Origin of the sequence: Streptomyces sp. NPDC048275 (assembly GCF_040652275.1) — a bacterium.
Lineage (GTDB): Bacteria > Actinomycetota > Actinomycetes > Streptomycetales > Streptomycetaceae > Streptomyces.
Genome location: NZ_JBEZLR010000017.1, coordinates 1 through 20268, shown reverse-complemented (window position 1 = coordinate 20268; position 20268 = coordinate 1). Strand labels below are relative to the sequence as shown.

The window sequence follows — 20268 nt, the reverse complement described above, 5'->3', positions numbered from 1 at the left end:
GACCTGGCATGTCGGACCTACTGGGATTCGTACTGAGCGGACTGGTCTCGGGCGCGCTGTACGCGCTGCTCGCGACCGGACTCGTGCTGTCCTACTCGGCCTCCGGTCTGTTCAACTTCGCGCACGGCGCCACCGCTTACCTGTGCGCGCTCGCCTTCTACGAACTGCATTCGGGCCTGGGCCTGCCCGCCGTGCCGACGGCCGTCCTGCTGGTGTGCGTCGTCGCACCCGCGCTGGGCTGGGGCCTGGACCGGCTGATGTTCCGCAAGCTGGCACGAGTCGGCGAGGCCGCCCAGATCGTCGCCACCATCGGGCTGTTGGTGGCGCTGCCCGCCCTCGGACTGTGGATCGTGGAGCTCCTCGAGGACGCCGGGGTGTCCGTCAAGCCCGCCGAGAACCAGTTCGGGCTCCCCGGCGTCGGACCGAGCCCCGCGAAGTCCTGGCAGCTGATGGACGGTGTCGGCGTCGACTCCGACCAGTTGATCACCTGGGTGGCCACGGCCCTGGTCGCCGTCGGCCTGTGGATCCTGATGCGGCACACGGCACTGGGGCTGAAACTCCGCGCGGCGGTGGACAACCGCTCGCTCGTGGAGCTGCGCGCGACGAGCGCGGACCGGCTGTCCTCGATCGCGTGGATGCTGTCGTCCGCGCTCGCCGGACTGGCGGGCGTGCTGGCCACCCCTCTCCTCGGCCTGTCCGCGCACGACTTCACCCTCTTCCTCTTCGTCTCGGCGACAGCCGCGGTCCTCGGCCGCTTCGCCTCGGTCCCGCTCGCCTTCGCGGGCGGCCTGGCGCTCGGGGTGCTGCAGAACCTGGTCGCGGGGTACGCCGACTTCGCCGAGCGGATCACAGGTTTCCGTACGGCCGTTCCGTTCCTGATCCTCTTCGCCGGGCTGCTGGTGCTGACGCGACGGCAGCGGACGGCGGGCACGGCGGCCGTGGACGCGCCGCCGGTGGACTACACGGCGGGCCGCTCGTGGCTACGGCGCTGGGGACCGTGGACAGCGGCCGCGCTCCTGCTCGCCCTCTCCTTCTACACCGTCACGACCCCCTTCTGGAGCGGCATCCTCGCCCAAGGGCTCGCCCTTTCCCTGGTGTTCGTCTCTTTCACGGTGGTGACGGGGCTCGGCGCGATGGTGTCGCTGGCGCAAGCGACGTTCGTGACCGGCGCGGCGCTGATGGCCGGGCTGCTGCTGAGCCACGGCTGGCCGTTCGTGGCGGCCGCGGCGGTGGGCACCTGCGTGGCGGCGCTGCTGGGAGCGCTCGTGGCGCTGCCCGCCCTTCGCCTCGGCGGCCGGTCGCTCGCCCTCGCCACCCTCGCGCTGGCCTTCCTCGCGGACCAAGTCCTGTTCCAGATGGGCTGGTTGCGCAATGGCGACACGGGATGGTCGATCCCGCGCCCGGTGTTCGGACCGGTGGACCTGAGCGACGACCGTGCGATGGGCGTGGCGATGATCGTGCTCGTCGTCCCGATCGTGGCGGCCCTCAGCGCGCTGCGCGACTCGCCCTCGGGGCGCGCGATGCTCGCCGTCCGCTCGGCGCCGGCCGCGGCCATGGCCTCGGGGGTGTCGGTGGTCCGCACCAAGCTGACGCTGTTCACGCTGTCGGCCGGGCTCGCGGGCTTCGGCGGCGTGATGTACGCGTCGTACAGCACCCGCGTCACCGCCACCGACTTCACGGCGATGACCGGGCTGATCTGGCTCGCGGTGGTCGTGGCGGCGGGCGTACGCCGTCCCCAGTTCGCCGTGGTGGCGGGGCTCGTCTACACCGTCGTACCGCATCTGCTGTCCGACTACGTCACCAGCTCCGTCCACCTGCCGGTGATCCTCTTCGGCCTGGCCGGGCTGGCGCTGGCCAACGACCCGGACGGATACGCGGCGGCGGTCTCCACCCGACTGCACCGCAGGCGCACGACGACCACCCCCCGTACCACCGCGGCGCCCACCGCCCCGTCCCCCGACGCGGCCCTCGAACTCCGCTCCGTCCACGCCGGATACGACGGCTCCCGCGTCCTGCACGGCGTCGATCTCGCCGTGCGCCCCGGCGAGATCCTCGCCCTCCTCGGCCCCAACGGCGCCGGAAAGTCCACCACATGCCGCGTCGCCGCCGGGCTGCTGGCCCCCCTCGCCGGTCAGGTGTACGTCGCCGGGCGCGACGCCACCCGCGAACGGGCCCTCGGCCGGTCCCGGGCGGGGGTGCTGCTCGCGCCCGAGGGACGCGGGATCTTCCCCTCGCTCACCATCGAGGAGAACCTCACCCTGCACCTGCGGGCGAAGGACGAACGCGACGCCGTGTACGAACGCTTCCCCGGCCTCGCGGGACGCCGCGGCGTCCTCGCCGGTTCGCTCTCCGGCGGCGAGCAGCAACTGCTGGCACTGGCACCGCTGCTCCAGCGCCCGCCGAAGGTGCTGATCGCGGACGAGCCGTCGCTCGGCCTCGCCCCGCGCGTGGCCGGCGAGGTGTTCGGGCTGCTGACCGAGCTGAAGTCGGCGGGGACGGCCATGCTGCTGGTCGAGGAGAAGGCGGCCGAGGTGCTCGAGGTCGCGGACACGGTCGCCTGTCTGGCGCAGGGGCAGGTGACGTGGTGCGGTCCGCGGGGTGCGGTGGAGGCGGATCGGCTGACGGACGCGTACCTGGGGAGCGCGGCGAGCGCCGCACGCCCCAAGGAACAGGGCCCTCGGCCCGGAGGGATGGTACGGCCATGAGCGACGAGCCCGCACTCGCCCCGCCCGTGCTCGAGGCCCTCGGCATCGGTGTGCGCTTCGGCGGTGTCCGCGCCCTCGACGGTGTGGACCTCGCCCTGCGCCCCGGCGAGGTGTGCGGGCTCATCGGCCCCAACGGCGCCGGAAAGACCACCCTCTTCGACGTGCTGTCGGGCATCCGCCGCCCCGACGACGGCCGCGTCCTGCTCGACGGCACCGATGTCACCCGCCGCTCCCCCGTCTGGCGTGCCCGTCACGGTATGCGCCGCACCTTCCAGCGGCAGCAGCTCTTCGGCCGGCTCACGGCAGCCGACAATCTGATGGTGGCCCAGGAGTGGCGCGGTGGCGGGGGCGGACTCGCGGCCGACCTGCTGGCGGCACGGCGCCGCTACGAGAAGGAACGCCGGGAGCGCGCGGCGGCCGTCCTGCGCACCTGCGGTCTGGACGACATCGAAACCGTGTACACCGGAGCGCTTCCGGTGGGGCAGGCCCGGATGGTCGAGCTGGCGCGTGCGATCGCGGACCCGCCCAGGGTGCTGCTGCTCGACGAACCGGCAGCCGGGATGACAGCTGACGAAATTGGACATCTGTCATCTGTTATCCGTTATCTGTCAGTCGATGAAGGTCGCGCCGTCCTGCTCGTCGAGCACAACATCGCCTTCGTCATGGAACTCTGCACCCGTGTCGTCGTCCTCGACCTGGGCCGCATACTCGCCGAGGGAACTCCCGCCGAAGTACGCGCCGACCCGGCGGTCCAACAGGCATACCTCGGCCATTTCCGGCCATTCTCCGGCTCACACCATCAATCCACGGAGAATCCACCGGTCAGGAATGCATGACCCCCGATGATCGTTGACGATGGGAGTACCACCCGACGACTGAAGGATCGAGAGCTCGTGAGCAAGGTCCCCCCGATCATCCTGAACAACGGCGTCGAGATGCCGCAGCTGGGCTTCGGAGTCTGGCAGGTCCCGGACGACGAGGCGGAGCAGGCAGTCGCCACGGCGCTGGAGACCGGATACCGCAGCATCGACACCGCGGCGATCTACGGCAACGAGGAAGGCACCGGCAAGGCCATCGCCGCCTCCGGCATCGCCCGCCAGGACCTCTTCGTCACCACCAAGCTCTGGAACGGCGACCAGGGGTACGACGCGACGCTGCGCGCGTTCGACACCTCCCTGGAGAAGCTCGGCCTGGAGTACGTGGATCTTTACCTGATCCACTGGCCGCTGCCGTCCCGGGGCAAGTACATCGACACGTACAAGGCCTTCGAGCAGATCCACTCGGACGGCCGCGCCAAGGCCATCGGGGTCTCCAACTTCCTTCCGGAGCACCTGGAGAAGTTGATCGACGCGACGTCCGTCATCCCGGCCGTCAACCAGATCGAGCTGCACCCGCACCTCCAGCAGCGCGCGGCCCGGGAGTATCACGCCGAGCAGGGCATCGCCACCGAGGCCTGGTCCCCGCTCGGCTCGGGCAAGGGCCTCCTGGAGGTCCCGGCGATCGTCGCCATCGCCCAGAAGCACGGCCGTACCCCGGCGCAGATCGTGCTCCGCTGGCACCTCCAGCTGGGCAACATCGTGATCCCCAAGTCCGTGACCCCGTCCCGGATCAAGGAGAACATCGACGTCTTCGACTTCTCCCTGGACACCGAGGACATCGCGGCGATCAGCGCCCTGAACGAGGACCGCCGCCTGGGCCCCGACCCGGCCGTGTTCGACATGGGCTGAGCCGCCCCGGTACACCGGTCGGCCCGGACGCACGGTATGCGTCCGGGCCGACGGCGTCACAGGGCGAACAGAGCGACGAGCGTCAGTTGGGCTGCCCCATCGGCCGCACCACCACGGTGTTCACATCCACACCGTCCGGCTGCTCGATCGCCCAGACGATCGACCCGGCGAGCTGTTCCGCGGTCAGCAGATGACCCGGCGGCAGACTGCCGTAGCTGTCCCAGAACGGGGTCTCCACGCGTCCCGGCGAGATCAGGGTCACGCCCACGCCGAACTCGGTGACCTGACGCCGGGTGTTCTCGGCGAGCCCGGTCACGGCCCACTTGGTCGCCCCGTAGAGGTTGCCGGGGGTGTGGATGTGGCCCGCGACGCTCCCGATCAGCACGATCCGCCCCCGGGTCTCCTTCAAGGCGTCGATGGACGCCCTGATCAGCAGCGCGGGCCCCAGCACATTGGTCAGCACCATCTCGGACCAGCCGGCCGGGTCGCCCTCGGCGACGGAGTCGTGCGTGGCGAAGCCCGCGTTGGCCACGACGGTGTCCAGCCGCCCGAACTGCTTGAGCGTCGCGTCGACCGCCGCCTGCACCTGGTCGTACTCGGCCGCGTTCCCCACGACCGTCAACAGCTCCTCAGGACCCCCGAGTTCCTCGGCGAAGGCGCGCAGCCGGCCCTCACCCCGCCCGGTGACCGCGACCCGGTGACCGGAGTCGAGAAGCAGCCGCGCGACCGCGGCACCGATGCCGCTTCCACCACCCGTGATGAGCGCGACAGGCGATGGCGCGACAGGCGAGTCAGTCATGATTACCCCCATACGTTGACGGTGAACGCCGGGAGTCCATCACTTCGAGCGCTCTCGAAGTCAAGGACCGGCGCTCACCGCGGGACACGCCCTACCCGGCCTTCACGCCGACGTGCAGCGTGTGTGCCGTCAGCACGAACACGTCCGGTCGGTGGTACACGCTCGCCTTGTCGTCCGGGTCCAGGAGCCGGTCGAGGGTGGCGAGGTCGTCCGGGTCGAGGCCGTCGGCGAGGCCGTCGCGGCGATGGGTGAGCGCGGTGACGACGAAGGCGCGGGCCTCCTCCGACAGCGGGGCGGGGAGATCGAAGAGGAAGGTGCGGGTCGCGGTGTGGCGCAGGCCGACGGCGGTCAGCAGGGCGGGCCAGTCCTCCGTCTCGGCCACCGCTCCGGGCAGGTCGGCCCGCATCCGGGCGAACCATTCGTCCTGGACGGCGTCGATCCGGGAGAACAGACCAGGGCGGCCGATACCGATGTCGCGCGGCAGGAAACGCGTGGGGAGCCCGCCCTCCAGCAGGGCCAGGATGCCGCCGGGCGCGAGGCCGCCCGCGAATCCGGCGAGCGCGGCGCGCTGGTCGCCGACGTGGTGCAGCGACCGGCTGGCCCACAGCAGGTCGCCCGGGTACTCCAAGTCGCCCAGCCCGTCGGCGAGTTCGGCCCGCAGCGTGCTGAAACGGTCGCCTATGCCGAGGCCCTGGGCACGGGCGCGGGCCCGCTCCAGCAGAGATTCCACGCCGTCCACGGCAACGACCCGCGCCTCGGGGAAGGTGTTCGCGAGGAGGCAGGAGATGACGCCGGGGCCGCTGCCCGCGTCCACGATCAGCTCGGGATCGGGCCGCTGCTCCCTCAGCCAGGCCGCCGCCTCGGCATACAAGGGAGTGAACAGTTCCGCCTCCTGCTCCAGCATGGGGAGCATCTCGGCGAAGTCCATGTGGGTGTGGTCGTGCTGACCGTGATCGTGACCGTGGATGTGATCGTGATCGTGCGTGTGCGACATGGTGGCGAGCCTCTCGTTCCGGGTGTGGACAGCGTGCTCCGCCACTCCCGGAAACAGCCAGTCATGTTGCGTAAACAGCAAATCGCACCCACGGTGAAGCGACGGTGGACCGCGACCGCTCGGCGGTGGAGTTCGTGATCCGCCGGGGGCCGGCCCAGGAGGCCCGACCCCCGGCGGATCACCAGGTCACACGGTCACCGTCACCATCACACGGTCACGGTTACAGCGGCGGATAGGCGTTCGTCATCAGCTGCTGGAACTGCGCCGAGAACCAGTGCCCCGACAGCGGTGAGTTCGGCAGCGCGCCGGACATGTTGTTCCCGTTGCGGGGGTTGCCCGTGTACGTCGGGTCACACATCCGGTCGAAGCCCTTGCCCTCGTCGTTCGGGATGGCCGAGCTGGAACCGTCGGACTCGCCCGGGGGCTTCATCCAGACGTAGGCGTCGATGCCGGTGGCGGGGGCTGCCTGGGGGCGTTCACCGAGGCCGGCGCCGGACTGGTTGCACCAGTTCCCGATGTGGATACGGCGGTCGTAGCGGCCGCCGTCGATGTAGGTGTCGACGCTGGTCGTCGCGCCCGGTCCGGTGGGCCGCGCCGTGCCGCCCCAGCCGTTCCTGGAGGTGTCGATCAGCATGCCGATGCCGGAGTTGAAGCCGACCGAGACGAGCTGGTTGCGGAAGGCCTGGGCGAAGGACAGCTCGTCGACGTAGCGGTTCCAGTCGACCCACTTGGACTGGCGGACGGAGGTGCCGTTCACCGAGTCGTCGATGGTGAAGTTGTTCTCCTTCAGGGCGCTGTAGTTGGCGGTGTTGGTGATGAACCCGTGCACATCGTTCACGGTGGCGCCCTCGGCGGTGGCCGCTTCCTTCATCACGTTCGCGCTCGCGCCGAAGTTGTCGTCCCAGCCGATCCAGCCGTGGTGCCCGGCGTCGATGTAGTTGTAGACGTTGGGCACGTCACCCAGCTCGCTGAGCGCGTAGCCGACGCCCTTCACGTAGTTGCCGTTGGCCTTCATCACGTCGCACTGCGGGGTGGCCGTCGGGCGGCTGCCGGTGTTGGTGACGAGGTTGGGCAGCGAGTCGATCTCGATGGTGGTGACGATCCGCAGCGAGGCGTACGCGGGGTCGGCGAGGATCGCGGCGATCGGGTCGATGTACTGGGTCTTGTACCGGTCGATCTCCGTCGGTCCGAGCTCCCCGTTGGACGCGAGCGCCGCGCAGTCGCGGCCCGGCAGGTTGTAGATCACCAGCTGGACGACGAGTTCGCCGGAGCCCTTCTGTTCCAGGGCCTCATCGAGATGGTCGCGCAGGCCCATGCCGCCGTTGACACCGTTGATGGCGGCGATCCGGTCGAGCCAGACGCCGGTGGGCTGGTTGGAGATACGGCTGCCGCCCGGCTCGGCGGCGGCCTTCGCGGACCACTCCGGGTTCACATACACCTTGGCGCCGGAGTACGGGTTGTCGACCCGTGGGCCGGTCGGGTCGGGATCGGGGTCCCCGCCGCCTCCGTCGTCGACGTTGCAGGTCACCCCGTCGAGTGTGAAGGTGGCGGGCAGGGCGTTGGTGCCGCTGTACGAGGCGTTGAAGCCGAAGCTGACCGAACCGCCGGTGGCCAGCGTCCCGTTGTAGGTCTCGTTGGCCGCGGTGACGGCGGTGCCGCTCTGGCTGATCTTCGCGTTCCAGCCGTTGGTGACCTGCTGGTTCCCGGCGTACGACCATTTCACCGCCCAAGAGCTCTTGGCGGCGCTGTTGTTGGTGACGGTGACGGCGGCGGTGAAGCCGTTGCTCCACTGGTTCTGCACCTTGTAGTCGACGGTGCAGGGGACTGCGGCGATACCGGTGTCCACGGGGACGGCCGCGGCAGCGGTGCCGGTGCCGCCGGCGAGCAGGGCGAGTGCCGCTAACAGGGCTGTTCTGGTACGGCTCATGAGTGCGGGTTCCTGTCTGTTGGGGACTAGGGCCTGTCCGGTCGATCACAGTGGAGGAAAGCAGCGGCGCCTTTCCGATGCCGGTGAGCGGGGTGTGGTGCGTGCAGCCGCAGATGCGCGCCCGCCGCGGAGCGGCTGATGTCACCGCCACCCCGCGTCTCCGCCGTGATCGACCGGACAGGTCCTAACCGTTGAGGGCGCGCAGGTGGTCGCGCAGACCGGTTCCGTACGACGTGGGGGTGCCGTCGTAGCTGGAGATCAGGGACGGGCCGGAGGAGCAGTCCCAGGTGTTCCAGGTCCAGCCGAGGTAGGAGAGCCCTCGGTCGTCGAACCACTTCATGACGGTGTCGGTGAAGGAGTGGGAGCAGGTGTTCTCGCCGATCTCCCCCGCCACGAGCGGGACCTGAGCGGCCACCGGGGCGAGCGTCGAGTTCCAGCAGGTCTCACTGGCACAGGAGTTGAAGTTGTAGACGTGGTACCCGGCGGCGAGATTGCCCGTCGGGTCGCTGGGCTTGTACGTCAGCCACTGACTGAGGTCGTTCGCGTACGCGAGCCCGCCCGCCAGGATCAGGTTCTCGGCGCCGGTGCCGCGCACCGCGTCGACCAGGTCCTGCATGCCGGCCACCTCGTATCCGATGCCGGGGCAGTTGCCGCCGTCCTTCCAGCACGTCCACGCCTGGGTGGTGGTGGACGTCGCCCGGTCCGGGTAGGGCTCGTTGAACAGGTCGAACACGACGGCCCGGTCGTCCTTGAAGGTGCTGGCGACCGAGGTCCAGAAGGACGGGGTGTACTGCATGTCGGGCATCGGCTTCTGGCAGCTGGCGTGCACGTCGGAGCAGCCCGACGAGTTGCCGGTGTACTGGCCGTAGGACCAGTGCAGTTCGACCATCGGTGTCATGCCGTGCGCCTCGACCTTCGCCACCAGGTCCTTGACGGCGGCGATGTAGTTGGCGCCCGCGTACTCCGGCTTGATGTTGGAAAGCCCCAGCCAGCACTCCTCGTTCAGCGGAATGCGGACCGTGTTGGCCTCCCAGTCCGCGATGGCCTGCACCGACGCGTCATCGACCGGGCCGTCCCAGATGCCGTGGCCCTGGACGCACATGAACTCGCCGCCGGAGCGGTTGACGCCGAGCAGCCGTCGGGTGGCCCCGGCGGAGTCCACCAGCTTGTTGCCCGAGACGTGCAGCTCGGGCGCCTCACCTGTGGCCGGCGGCTCGGTCGGCGAAGGCGTGGGCGTGGGCGTGGGCGTCGGAGACGGCTCCGTGTCCACATTGCAGGTGGTGCCGTTGAGCTTGAAGTTCGTCGGCGCCGCGTTGCTCCCCGACCACGAGGCCAGGAAACCCGCACTGACGCTCGAGCCGGAACCCAACGAGCCGTTCCAGCTCTCATTGGCCGCGGTGACCGTGGTACCGGACTGGGACCACTTGGCGGTCCAGCCCTGGGTGACCTTCTGGCCGCCGGTGAAGTCGAAGGTGACGCTCCAACTGCTCAGCGCCGCCATGTTGTTGGTGATGCTCACGGCACCCTGGAAGCCGGTGCCCCACTGGCTCGTGACGGAGTACTCGACCGTGCACGCGGGTGCGGCCCCTGAAGCCGTGACGACCGGCGCGATCACGGTGCCCACGAGGGCGACCGCGGCGCCGACCACTGAAAGAACTGAACGAGGAGGGTGTCGCATGAGCGACTCCTTGCAGCTCGGGCACGTCGTGACGGACGCGCCGACTGATGGAATCGCTCCCACTGGTGTCGATGAAGCTAGCGCCAAGTGTCGGTAAAGGACAGAGGAGTTGCACTGTTGATCAATCGAACAATTTCGACTCTTCAAGCACCTTGACCCCTTCGACCCCCCTCCTCAATATGGGAGCGCTCCCACTGGTTCAAGGCTTGTTGCTGCTCCGCCCCCCTTCTCCGAGCCGCAAGGAGGAACCAGCACATGCACCCCAGTCCCAGAAGGAGACGCCGCGCACCCTTATCCGGATCGCCTCCGGGGCGCCCCAGCCGGCGGCTCTGGACCGCCGTGGTGGCGGCCCTCGCACTCCCCCTGTCCACGCTCACGACTCTCGCGACCAGCGCAACTCCAGCTCAAGCAGCCGCAGTTCAGTGCAGCGTCGACTACAAGACCAACGACTGGGGCTCGGGCTTCACCGCTGAGCTGACGCTCACCAACCGGGGCACGGACCCGATCGACGGCTGGACCCTGACGTACGACCACACCGGCAACCAGACGCTCACGAACGGCTGGAGCGGCACCTGGTCCCAGTCCGGCAAGACGGTCACCGCGAAGAACGCCTCCTGGAACGGGACGATCGCCGCCGGGGCCGCGGTCACCACCGGTGCCCAGTTCACCTACAGCGGCACCAACACGGCGCCGGCCACCTTCGCGATCAACGGCACGACCTGCGTCGGAGCCCATCAGCCGCCGATCACCGTGCTGACCAGCCCCACCGCGGGCGCGACCTACACCCAGGGTGCCGCCGTCCCGCTGGCCGCGACCGCCGCGGCCGCCGACAACGCGACCATCAGCAAGGTCGAGTTCTACGACGACACGACCCTGCTGGGCACGGACACCAGCTCCCCGTACACGCTCTCGGTCAACAGCTTGACCGTGGGCAGTCATTCGCTGGTCGCCAAGGCGTACGACAGCCTGGGCGCGTCGGGGACATCCACGCCGGTCGGCATCACCGTCGCCTCGGGTCCCGCCGTGGTGGCAACGCCGACCCAACTCGGTGTTCAGCAGGGCAAGTCGGGCACGTTCGACGTGAAGCTGTCGACGCAGCCGACGGCGAACGTGACGGTGAGCACGGCCCGCACGGACGGCAACACGGGTCTGTCCGTCACCAGCGGTTCCAGTCTCACCTTCACCCCGTCCAACTGGAACACGGCCCAGCAGGTGACCATCACCGCCGACGCCTCCGGCACCGGCACGGCGACCTTCACGGCCTCCGCGACCGGCCACGCCAAGGCCACGGTCACCGTGACGGAACTGGCGGCGTCGAAGGCGTACGACGCCCGATTCCTGGACCTCTACGGCAAGATCACCAACCCGGCGAACGGCTACTTCTCCCCCGAGGGCATCCCCTACCACTCGGTGGAGACACTGATCGTCGAGGCGCCGGACCAGGGTCATGAGACGACGTCGGAGGCGTACAGCTATCTGATCTGGCTGCAGGCCATGTACGGGAAGATCACCGGCGACTGGTCGAAGTTCAACGCCGCGTGGACGACCATGGAGACATACATGATCCCCACGCACGCCGACCAGCCGACGAACTCCTTCTACAACGCCTCGAAACCGGCGACGTACGCCCCCGAGCTGGACACTCCGAACGAGTACCCGGCGAAGCTCGAACCCTCGGTCTCGGTCGGCTCGGACCCGATCGCGGCGGAGCTGAAGAGCGCGTACGGCACGGACGACGTGTACGGCATGCACTGGCTGCAGGACGTCGACAACGTCTACGGCTACGGCAACTCGCCCGGCAAGTGCGAGGCGGGTCCGACGGACACCGGCCCGTCGTACATCAACACCTTCCAGCGCGGCGCGCAGGAGTCGGTGTGGGAGACGGTTCCGCAGCCGACCTGTGACGCCTTCAAGTACGGCGGCACGAACGGCTATCTGGACCTCTTCACCGGGGACGCGTCGTATGCCAAGCAGTGGAAGTTCACCAACGCGCCGGACGCCGACGCGCGGGCCGTACAGGCCGCGTACTGGGCCGATGTGTGGGCCAAGGCGCAGGGCAAGGGCGGCGCGGTGTCGGCGACCGTCGGCAAGGCCGCGAAGATGGGCGACTATCTGCGCTATGCCATGTACGACAAGTACTTCAAGAAGGTCGGCAACTGCGTGGGGCCCTCGACGTGTCCGGCGGGCACCGGCAAGGATGCCTCGCACTATCTGATGTCCTGGTACTACGCCTGGGGTGGTGCCACCGACACCTCGGCGGGCTGGGCCTGGCGCATCGGTTCCAGCCACACCCACGGCGGCTACCAGAACCCGCTTGCCGCGTACGCGCTCAGCTCGTACGCGGATCTGAAGCCCAAGTCGGCGACGGGGCAGGCGGACTGGGCCAAGTCGCTGGAGCGGCAGATCGAGTTCTACCGCTGGCTCCAGTCGAACGAGGGCGCCATCGCGGGTGGTGCGACCAACAGCTGGGCGGGCCGCTACGCGACGCCTCCCACCGGTACGCCGACCTTCTACGGCATGTACTACGACCAGCAGCCGGTGTACCACGACCCGCCGTCCAACCAGTGGTTCGGCTTCCAGGCGTGGTCCATGGAGCGGGTCGCCGAGTACTACCAGCAGACGGGGAACGCGAGCGCGAAGGCGGTCCTCGACAAGTGGGTGGACTGGGCGCTGTCCAAGACCACGATCAATCCGGACGGCACCTACCAGATTCCCTCCACGCTCCAGTGGTCCGGTGCCCCGGACACCTGGAACGCCTCAAGTCCGGGTGCCAACAACGGACTTCACGTCACCGTCGCCGACTACACGAAAGACGTCGGGGTGGCGGCCGCCTACGCCAAGACCCTGACGTACTACGCCGACCGCTCCGGTGACACGCAGGCGGCGACGACGGCGAAGGCGCTGCTCGACGGCATGTGGGAGCACAACCAGGACGCGCTGGGCATCGCCGTCCCGGAGACCCGCGCCGACTACAACCGTTTCGACGACAACGTGTACGTGCCGAGCGGTTGGAGCGGCACGATGCCGAACGGCGACACGATCAACTCCTCCTCGACCTTCGCCTCGCTCCGGTCCTTCTACGAGGACGACCCGGCCTGGTCGAAGATCGAGAGCTATCTGGCGGGCGGAGCCGCGCCCTCCTTCACGTACCACCGGTTCTGGGCCCAGGCGGACATAGCCCTCGCCATGGGCTCGTACGCGGAGCTCCTCGAATAGTCCCCGCCAGGCCCTTGTGGGCCTGGGGCTCCGTGTACCGGGCCGGGCGGTTCCTCATCCGCACTGAGGGCCGCCCGGCCATCGTGCCGTTCTCCTCAAGAGAGGACCCCCACCCGTGCGAAGAACCCGCATGTTGTCGAACGTCGAGCAGGCCGACACGATCGGCTTCGGCAAGGCGGCGACGGGAGCCTCGCACCAGACCCTCTACACCAGCGCGAAGATCGCCGGGATACGCGGCATCTTCCGTTCCACGGACAAGGGCGCGACCTGGACCCGCATCAACGACGACACCCACCAGTGGGGTTGGACGGGCGCGGCGATCACGGGTGACCCTCGGGTGTACGGCCGCGTGTACGTGGCGACGAACGGCCGCGGGGTGATCTACGGTGACTCCTCCGACAGTGACGGAGGCGACGGCGGCACGGATCCGACGCCGACACCGACCGGCGCCTGCGCGGTGACGTACACCATCACCAACCAGTGGTCGGGCGGTTTCCAGGCCGATGTCCAGCTCAGCAACACGGGGACGGGCGCTTGGTCGGGCTGGTCCCTGAACTGGACGTTCCCGAACGGACAGACCGTCTCCCAACTGTGGAACGCGGACTACACGCAGTCGGGTGCGGCGATGACGGCGAAGAACGTCGGCTGGAACGGCAACGTGGCGGCGGGTTCGTCGGTGAGCTTCGGATTCACCGGAAACTGGTCGGGATCAAACACGGAACCGACGGCTTTCAAACTGGGGGACCAGACCTGCACGGTGAGTTGAGCTCCGAGGGCGCGTGCCGTTTCCAGGAGCCGGAGAGCCGGCGCGAGGAGAGCTGACCGGGTGGGTGCGCGCCGCATGAACGAGGCACGCACCCACCGTCGTTCACTGGGTGCAGACCGTCGGCCTCGGTGCCGTCAGTGGTCACTGTGCCACCTCCCGCATGGGTGTTGATCCAGCGAGAGCGGGCCGGCCACCATTCGACAGCTCGGGCGGCCGAGTCGCTCGCCTCGGGCTCGTGCGGCGGCAAGTCCTTGGCGATCAGATCCTGGATGGAGCGGCCGAGTCGGTCGAGGGATGGGACGACGATGGTGTCGCCGGGGCGTGCGCACTCCAGCGCCTTCCAGCGCTCTTCGCGTTCGGCGTCACCGGCCCTTGCCCTAGAGCGCGGTCCAGCATTTAGCGTCTCCGTCATGACGACACCTCAGCACAAGATCGGATCGGGCTTCGGTGCCCGGAACACCGCGGACGACGTCCTGAGCGGGATCGACCTGTCCGGCAGCACCGCGATCGTCACCGGTGGCTACTCGGGACTTGGTCTGGAGACAACCCGCGCCCTGGCGGGTGCCGGAGCCCGCGTCGTGGTCCCCGCCCGGCGACGGGCGGCCGCTCAGGAGGCGGTCGAGGGCATCGACGGCGTCGAGACCGACGACCTCGACTTGTCCGACCTCGAAAGCGTCCGCGGTTTCGCCGAGCGGTTCCTGGCCTCGGGTCGCAAGGTCGACATCGTGATCAACAACGCTGGGGTCATGGCCTGCCCCGAGACGCGGGTCGGCCCGGGGTGGGAGGCGCAGTTCGCCACCAACCACCTCGGTCACTACGCGCTCATCAACCATCTCTGGCCGGCGATCGCCCGCGGTGGCGCGCGCGTGGTCGCCGTGTCCTCCGGCGCCCACGGCATCACCGGCGTGCGCTGGGACGACGTGCAGTTCGAGCGTGGCTACGACAGATGGCAGGCGTACGGGCAGGCGAAGACGGCGAACGTGCTGTTCGCCGTGCAGCTCGATGCGCTCGGCAGGGACGCCGGAGTCAGAGCGTTCGCGCTGCATCCGGGCAGCATCCTCACCCCGCTGCAGCGCCACCTTGCGAAGGCGGAGATGGTCGACGCGGGCTGGATCGACGAGAACGGCAACCCGACCGATCCCACCTTCAAGACGCCCGGGCAGGGCGCGGCGACGCAGGTATGGGCGGCGACCTCCCCCCGGCTGGCGGGCATGGGCGGCGTGTACTGCGAGGACTGCGACATAGCCGAGCCGGCCGGCGACGGCTCGGAAGGCGGCGTGCACGCACACGCGACCGACCCCGAGCAGGCCGCCCGCCTGTGGGCGCTGTCGGCCGACCTCACGGGCGTCGACGCTTTCGCGGCGGCAACCTAAGGGCTGTCCCGGACGCCGCGGGTCACCGTTTCAGGTCTGTGGCCGGCCCCCGGGCCGGTCACACCATACGAATCAACGACCCGTTGCGGCGAGTGATATCGCCGTTCGCTTCGGAGGCGTCGCGGAACCGCGGTGACCGCAGCATGGTCGACGTGGCAGCAGCCGCCGGAGTGTCCGCTGAAACCCTCCGCAAGATCGAGACCGGCCGGGCCCCGACTCCGGCCTTCTTCACCGTGGCAGCCCTGGCCCACGCCCTGCACCTGTCACTCGACGACCTGGCCGCCGCCTGCGCGGAAGACACCGAAGTCGGCGAGCAGGCCATGTCGGCGTGACCAGACACGCGCCGACCGACGGGGAGAGCGGCGCGACCCGGATCGCCGAGCACCTCGCGGCATGGTTCGGACACTTACGCCCACCCCCGAAGGACTTCGAGCGTCGATCACCGAGGCAACAGTCTTGCTATTGCAAGTAATACGCAGCAAGCTTTGTGGGTCCTTACCACCCGCCTGTGACGTGGAGTCTTGTCATGCCCCGCCTGATGCCGGATGCCGGACCACAGCGCGTCCTTGCGGCCTCGAACTTCGTCTACACCGTAGGCAGCGGCCTTTATCTGACCGCCGGGGTGCTGTATTTCACTGAAGCGGTTCACCTTCCGGCAGACCAGGTAGGACTCGGGCTCGGTATCGCCGGCCTTGCCGCGCTGGCCCTGGGCGTCGCGGTCGGTCATCTGGCGGACCGATACGGAGCACGTGGTGTCTACGCGGCCACCCTTGTGGTCCAGGCGCTGGCCACAGCGGGCTTCGTACTGGTGGACAACTTCTGGCCGTTCGTGCTCGCGGTCGGCTCGGCTGCCGGGGCGAAGGCAGCCGGAGCAGCCGCCCGCTCCCCGCTCATCAGGCACTACGGAGGGGACCGGCCGCAGGAGTTCCGGGCCTATCTCCGCGCGGTGACCAACGTCGGCATCTCACTCGGCGCCCTGGGAGCGGGCTGGGTTGTTCAAGTGGGCACCCTCACCGCCTATCAACTCATGGCCGTCGGCAACGCAATCGCCTTCGTGGTCGCCGCGGCGCTCCTGGTCCTGCTCCCACCGGTTGCGCCGGTCCCTGCCACCAGCGGCCCTCGCTGGATCGCCCTCCGAGACCGCCCTTACCTGCTGCTCACCGTCCTCGACGGGATCATGGCCATCCAGTTCAAGGTGCTCACCGTGGCCATCCCGCTCTGGCTGGTCGGTGCCACCACCGCCCCGCACTGGCTCATCTCGGGCACCATGCTCACCGGCACCGTCATCGTCGTCGCATTCCAGGTGCGAGCCAGCCGCAACATCGATTCCCCCACGGCAGGCGGAAACGCCTACCGCCGGGCAGGCGTGGCCTTTCTCATCGCCTGCTCGCTGATTTCCCTGTCCGCGGGGATACCGGCATGGGCTGCCGCAGCCCTGCTCATCACCGCCGTGGTGATCCACACGGTCGGTGAACTCTGGCACGCCGCTGCCGGCTTCGAGGTGTCCTTCGCCCTCGCCCCCAAGCACGCCACCGGCCAGTACCTGGGCGTATTCGGCTTGGGCGCCGGACTGGCCGAGGCCCTTGGACCAGGTCTGCTCATCGCGCTCTGCATCACCTGGGGCCGCCCCGGCTGGTATGTCGTCGGAGCCATGTTCGCCCTGACCGGCCTGGCAGCACCACTCGCTGTCCGCTGGGCACAACACCACCAGCACGCTCGGCAGACGCAGCCTCACTCCATGGAGAAGGCGCAAGCCGCCTGATCAACCCGACGAAACGCTCCACATCCCCAGCGGTGTGAATCATGCATCAGGCCCCCTTCCGGTGAGACTCCGAAGGGGGCCTGACTGGATCACCAGGAAACGCTGTCTGCGCAGTTCACGGCGTGTAGACCGTCGGCCTCGGTGCCGTCGGCATGCCGTTGCCGAGGAAGAAGCTCGGGTGCGGCGGCTGGTTGTAGGCGGTGTTCTGCCAGGCCAGACCCGTGCGGTACATCGTGTCGTGCAGCAGGGTCGTGATCTTCGTGCTGGTCTCGTAGGGCGTCGAATAGATCCTCAGTGCCGTGTTGTCGCTGGTGGGCCAGACGACCTCCTCGCGCCAGTCGCCGAAGAGGTCGCCGGAGAGGGACGGTGTCGCCTTGGTGCTGTTGTTGGAGTGGACCGAGGCTCCGGTCAGCAGGCGGGTGTCGGACGACGTGCCGTACTTGTCGATGTGGGTGCCGTCGAGGAGTTCGCGGACGGTGTCGCCGTCCCACCAGGACAGGAAGTTGGCGGAGGACGGCTCGCGGCCCTTGGTGGCGCCGGCCTCGTCACGGATGGAGGTGTCGGAGGCGGACCACACCTCGGCGCCGTCATTGCCCGCGTAGATGTCCCCGGCGACTCCGCGCCCATTGTCGCAGCAGGCCGCGAGGCTCCAGTTGACCGTACCGTTGGCCGGGTTGATGTAGAGCTCGGCCGGCTGGGAGGTCGACTCCGAGACCTTGAAGTACTCCAGGCCCGCGTGCGACGGGTCGAGGTCGCCCAGGTGCTGGGCGTCGCCGTGCCCGGTCTTGGTGGTCCACAGGGCGTTGCCGTTGTCGTCGACGGCCATCGCTCCGTAGACGATCTCGTCCTTGCCGTCGTTGTCGACGTCCCCGACGGACAGACTGTGCGAGCCCTGACCGTCGTACCCCTTGCCGGTGTTGGTCGAGGAGCTGGTGTCGAAGGTCCAGCGGCGCGTGAAGGTTCCGTTCCGCCAGTCCCAGGCGGCGATGACGCTACGGGTGTAGTAGCCCCGCGCCATGATCAGGGACGGTCGGGCGCCGTCCAGGTAGGCGGTTCCGGCGAGGAAGCGGTCGACGCGGTTGCCGTACGAGTCGCCCCAGGAGGAGACCGTGCCGCGCGCCGGGACGTAGTCGACGCCGCCCATGGCCGCGCCCGTCTGACCGTTGAACATGGTCAGGTACTCGGGCCCGGACAGCACATACCCGCTCGAGTTCCGGTAGTCGGCGGACGAGCTGCCGATCACCGTGCCCCGGCCGTCCGTCGTCCCGTCGGCCGTCTTCAGGGCGACCTCGGCCTTGCGGTCGCCGTCGTAGTCGTACACCTGGAACTGCGTGTAGTGCGCTCCCGAGCGGATGTTCCGGCCGAGGTCGATACGCCACAGCCGGGTGCCGTCGAGCTTGATGCCGTCGATGATCGTGTTGCCGGTGTAGCCGGACTGGGAGTTGTCCTTGGCGTTGGTGGGCTGCCACTTGAGGACGAAGTCGAGCGCGCCGTCGCCGTCGAGGTCGCCGACGGAGGCGTCGTTGGCCTCGTAGGTGTAGGCGACTCCGTCGGGGGTGGTGCCGCCCGCGGGCGGGGTGATGGGCACGTCCTTGTATCCGGTGCGGAACTGGATCGCGTGGACGGAGTCGGCCTGCTCCACGCCGCCCACGATCGCGCGGACCGTGTAGTCGGCCTGCGCGGGCGCTCCCGAGTGGAAGTAGTTCGTGGAGCCGGTGATCGGGGTCGAGTTGACCTTCGTACCGGCTCGGTAGACGTTGAACGAGACGTCGTTCGCGTCGGTGCCGAGCCAGCGCCAGCTGACCAGGTTGCCACTGTCGGTGTGGACGCTGACGACGCCCCGGTCGAGCGCCTCGACCTGACGGGCGGTGGCCGCCTGGGCGGTTCCGGTACCGAGGGCAGTGAGCCCGGCGGCGATGAGCGCGGCCGTCGCCGCCATCGCCGACCCGATCACGCGTCTGCGGTGCTGCCTTTGCGGGTGCTGCACGGTGGTTACCTCCTGAGAGGACAGACTGCTTCTGTTCCCTCAGTCGCCGCCGCGGGCAAGGAAGTTGCCGCCTATCAGCAAGCGCTCTCTACGTATACAGGTGAGCCAGCGCGGCGACGGTGCGCGCGATGCGGTTCCGCAGCTCGGCCGGCTCCAGCACCTCGATCGCCGCGCCCAGGCGCAGGAACTCGTCGTGGGCGTGGTCGACGGACTCGATGGGGACGGTGGCGCGGGTCCAACCGTCCGCTTCCGTATGGCCGTTGGGGGCGGCGCGGCAGGCCAGTGCTGCACCGCGCACACAACAGGACCCACCCCCGCTCAGTCTCCAGGAACGGTCAGCTTGCACCATGATCCTGGGAGAGTGCCTCCACCCTGCGGGCGAGATGGAAGTCGAGCTCGGTGACGGCGCCGCCGACGCTGTGCGTGTTCACGGTGAGGGAGACGGTGTTGTAGCCGAGGGTGAGGTCGGAGTGGTGGTCGAGCTCCTCCTGCACCTGCGCGATGTGCACGACCATCGCGGTCGCCGCGAAGTGCGAGGCGAGCCGGTAGGAGCGGGCGAGGCGGTCTCCGTCCAGCGACCAGCCCAGCAGCTCCGTCAGCCGCTCCTCGATCTCCTGTTGCGACAGCGGTTCGACGGGCATGGCCTCGCTCCTTTCCTACGTCTTACGCTCTACGGTGCGGCTGATCTTCAGCGTCGCAGATGAGTTTAGGTTTTCCGGGGTGGGGCTGGGTTTTCGGCCCGGCTCCGGTCCTGGGAAAAGAGATCTCAGGTGTCCCGGTGGCGGTCCCGCCCGTGGGGCGTGGGTGTGCAGGTGGAAGCCTGCGCCGAGTCTGGCCCCATGCGGCTGGTGCCGGGTGGGGGTGCTCATCGTGTGCGGTGCCTGCCGCCGTCCGCGCCACTGGGGGTGACGCCTTGGTGACTGGGGCATCCGCCCCGCCGGACGCTTTCCACCCGGACCCGCAACAGTGGTACTTGCTGCGGGACTTGCGGGTGGGGCGGGGACCCTGCGTCGCTGCCTGGGCACAGGGCGGTTTCTCGTCGGCCCCGCCTTCGTCCGGTCCGCCGCTGCGCGAGGCTGCGGCAGACCGGACGAAGGGATGGTGCCGGGGTGGGGGGTGTGCCGGACCGGCTGGTCCAGCTCCTGAACCGTGCGGCGGATCACAAACGTGCCGCTCGCCCGGTCCAGGACAGTTGTGTGGTGGGTCAGGCCGCGGGCGCCGATGCGCTGCCAGGCGGCCACGTCGCGGTCCGCGCTGTACCCGCACGCCGTGTTGGGGCACGTGGCCCATTTCCAGCCCGGCTTGGGACGGTCGGGGGCGGCGTGGTGGCGGAA

The 20268-nt window shown here is 69.1% G+C and carries 15 protein-coding genes and 1 pseudogene; 8 read left to right on the top strand and 8 right to left on the bottom strand.

The features are described 5' to 3' along the window. The first annotated feature begins 8 nt into the window (after positions 1-8). The 3 genes from AB0D57_RS13205 to AB0D57_RS13195 are packed head-to-tail and all read left to right on the top strand — an operon-like array spanning position 9 to position 4432. Positions 9-2705, top strand: a complete 2697-nt coding sequence (locus AB0D57_RS13205) for an ATP-binding cassette domain-containing protein (RefSeq protein ID WP_362071066.1) — start codon at positions 9-11, stop codon at positions 2703-2705. Next, positions 2702-3541 (top strand): ABC transporter ATP-binding protein, encoded by an 840-nt coding sequence (locus AB0D57_RS13200; protein WP_362071064.1) that lies wholly within the window; start codon positions 2702-2704, stop codon positions 3539-3541. The genes AB0D57_RS13205 and AB0D57_RS13200 overlap by 4 nt, the downstream gene beginning before the upstream one ends. 6 nt (positions 3542-3547) lie before the next feature. Next, positions 3548-4432 carry an aldo/keto reductase gene (locus AB0D57_RS13195; protein ID WP_362071062.1) on the top strand — a complete coding sequence of 295 codons (885 nt, stop codon included), beginning with the start codon at positions 3548-3550 and terminating at the stop codon, positions 4430-4432. Between the two features lie 82 nt (positions 4433-4514). Here the strand turns inward: AB0D57_RS13195 and AB0D57_RS13190 are convergent, their stop codons facing one another. The 4 genes from AB0D57_RS13190 to AB0D57_RS13175 all read right to left on the bottom strand — a co-directional run bounded on the left by AB0D57_RS13190 (position 4515) and on the right by AB0D57_RS13175 (position 9830). Further along, a complete protein-coding gene (locus AB0D57_RS13190) occupies positions 4515-5231 on the bottom strand; it encodes an SDR family oxidoreductase (RefSeq protein ID WP_362071060.1) in 717 nt (238 codons plus the stop codon). A 91-nt stretch (positions 5232-5322) separates the two neighbouring features. Continuing rightward, positions 5323-6225: a class I SAM-dependent methyltransferase gene (locus AB0D57_RS13185; RefSeq protein ID WP_362071058.1), complete on the bottom strand. Its 903-nt coding sequence runs from the start codon at positions 6223-6225 to the stop codon at positions 5323-5325. 220 nt (positions 6226-6445) lie between these two features. Next, positions 6446-8152, bottom strand: coding sequence for a glycoside hydrolase family 6 protein (locus AB0D57_RS13180; RefSeq protein WP_362071056.1), 1707 nt, complete (start codon positions 8150-8152; stop codon positions 6446-6448). A gap of 184 nt (positions 8153-8336) precedes the next feature. Continuing rightward, a complete protein-coding gene (locus AB0D57_RS13175; protein WP_362071054.1) occupies positions 8337-9830 on the bottom strand; it encodes a cellulase family glycosylhydrolase in 1494 nt (497 codons plus the stop codon). 255 nt (positions 9831-10085) lie between these two features. Here AB0D57_RS13175 and AB0D57_RS13170 point away from each other — a divergent pair, with 255 nt between their 5' ends. Next, positions 10086-13046: a glycoside hydrolase family 48 protein gene (locus AB0D57_RS13170; protein WP_362071052.1), complete on the top strand. Its 2961-nt coding sequence runs from the start codon at positions 10086-10088 to the stop codon at positions 13044-13046. A gap of 133 nt (positions 13047-13179) precedes the next feature. Next, positions 13180-13812 (top strand): annotated as a pseudogene (locus AB0D57_RS13165) (cellulose-binding domain-containing protein); the annotation flags it as partial. On the opposite strand, the gene AB0D57_RS13160 reads toward AB0D57_RS13165, so the two are convergent. After that, complete coding sequence (locus AB0D57_RS13160) at positions 13778-14224, bottom strand: recombinase family protein (RefSeq protein WP_362071050.1); 447 nt, start codon at positions 14222-14224, stop codon at positions 13778-13780. The pseudogene AB0D57_RS13165 and the gene AB0D57_RS13160 sit on opposite strands and share 35 nt — an antisense overlap. Here AB0D57_RS13160 and AB0D57_RS13155 point away from each other — a divergent pair. The 3 genes from AB0D57_RS13155 to AB0D57_RS13145 all read left to right on the top strand — a co-directional run bounded on the left by AB0D57_RS13155 (position 14223) and on the right by AB0D57_RS13145 (position 16947). After that, on the top strand, positions 14223-15185 hold the full coding sequence (locus tag AB0D57_RS13155; RefSeq protein ID WP_362071048.1) for an SDR family NAD(P)-dependent oxidoreductase: 963 nt from the start codon (positions 14223-14225) through the stop codon (positions 15183-15185). The genes AB0D57_RS13160 and AB0D57_RS13155 overlap by 2 nt on opposite strands. Before the next feature lie 71 nt (positions 15186-15256). Beyond that, positions 15257-15517, top strand: a complete 261-nt coding sequence (locus tag AB0D57_RS13150) for a helix-turn-helix transcriptional regulator (RefSeq protein ID WP_362071239.1) — start codon at positions 15257-15259, stop codon at positions 15515-15517. 194 nt (positions 15518-15711) lie between these two features. Further along, a complete protein-coding gene (locus AB0D57_RS13145) occupies positions 15712-16947 on the top strand; it encodes an MFS transporter (protein WP_362071046.1) in 1236 nt (411 codons plus the stop codon). 115 nt (positions 16948-17062) lie between these two features. On the opposite strand, the gene AB0D57_RS13140 is transcribed toward AB0D57_RS13145, so the two are convergent. The 3 genes from AB0D57_RS13140 to AB0D57_RS13130 form a co-directional block, all read right to left on the bottom strand. Further along, positions 17063-18934: a rhamnogalacturonan lyase gene (locus AB0D57_RS13140; protein WP_362071044.1), complete on the bottom strand. Its 1872-nt coding sequence runs from the start codon at positions 18932-18934 to the stop codon at positions 17063-17065. Between the two features lie 88 nt (positions 18935-19022). Next, positions 19023-19232: a WYL domain-containing protein gene (locus AB0D57_RS13135; protein WP_362071042.1), complete on the bottom strand. Its 210-nt coding sequence runs from the start codon at positions 19230-19232 to the stop codon at positions 19023-19025. A 37-nt stretch (positions 19233-19269) separates the two neighbouring features. After that, entirely contained in the window at positions 19270-19575 is a 306-nt protein-coding gene (locus AB0D57_RS13130) for a 4a-hydroxytetrahydrobiopterin dehydratase (protein ID WP_362071040.1), read from the bottom strand. Positions 19576-20268 lie beyond the last annotated feature (693 nt).